Raw genomic sequence first — 265 nt, 5'->3', positions numbered from 1 at the left:
AAGCGGGACTGTCCAGTTGCTCAATCCAGCAGTGCAGCGCCTGCGGTAGCGTGGCTGGCCGTGTCCACGAGGATCAGCGCACCCAGCTGGCGGGCCTGGGCGAAGGGCGCCGCGGGAATGCTTTCCTGCAGCAGCAGCTCCACGCGGCCGATGGCGTTGGGCTACAGCTGGGTGGCCTCTTCCTGGGCCAGCGTGTGGATGTTCAGGCGGTGCACCACGCGGCGGGCCTTGGCCTTGATCCAGCGGTGGCCGTGCAGCGCCAGGT

Annotated in this window: 1 protein-coding gene; it reads right to left on the bottom strand. The window is 69.1% G+C overall.

Going from position 1 to position 265, the window contains the following annotated elements:
- Positions 1-20 precede the first annotated feature (20 nt).
- Positions 21-143 carry a hypothetical protein gene (locus ACSNOK_RS34550; protein ID WP_436784669.1) on the bottom strand — a complete coding sequence of 41 codons (123 nt, stop codon included), beginning with the start codon at positions 141-143 and terminating at the stop codon, positions 21-23.
- Positions 144-265 lie beyond the last annotated feature (122 nt).

Source organism: Streptomyces sp. URMC 126 (genome assembly GCF_051386555.1).
GTDB lineage: Bacteria > Actinomycetota > Actinomycetes > Streptomycetales > Streptomycetaceae > Streptomyces.
This window is presented reverse-complemented; position numbering and strand designations above follow the sequence as displayed.